The organism is Achromobacter sp. SIMBA_011 (genome assembly GCF_046535435.1).
Lineage (GTDB): Bacteria > Pseudomonadota > Gammaproteobacteria > Burkholderiales > Burkholderiaceae_B > Achromobacter > Achromobacter dolens.
The window spans coordinates 1-243 of record NZ_JAWRWN010001085.1 but is presented as its reverse complement, the minus strand read 5'-3'; the positions used below and the strand labels follow the sequence as shown (position 1 = coordinate 243).

Sequence of the window (243 nt, the reverse complement as noted above, 5' to 3'; positions counted from 1 at the left end):
CATCGGTCTCGATGGAGCCGCCCTCTCTTCTGGTTTGCCTGAACAATCGCACGCTGCTGCACGAATTGCTGCTCTGCCGGCCCGATTTCATCGTCAATGTGCTGACGCAGGATCAGATCGCCCTGTCCGACGCTTTCAGCGGCAAGGTGTCGCCGGAAGAGCGTTTCCGTAACGGCGACTGGCAGCGCCACGAAAACGGCGTTCTCTATCTGCCCCAGGCCCATGCCGCCATCGCCTGCCGCC

At 62.1% G+C, this 243-nt stretch carries 1 pseudogene; it reads left to right on the top strand.

The window, feature by feature from the left end:
- Positions 1–243: pseudogene (gene graD / locus SB816_RS34375) on the top strand (FADH(2)-dependent resorcinol hydroxylase reductase component); the annotation flags it as partial.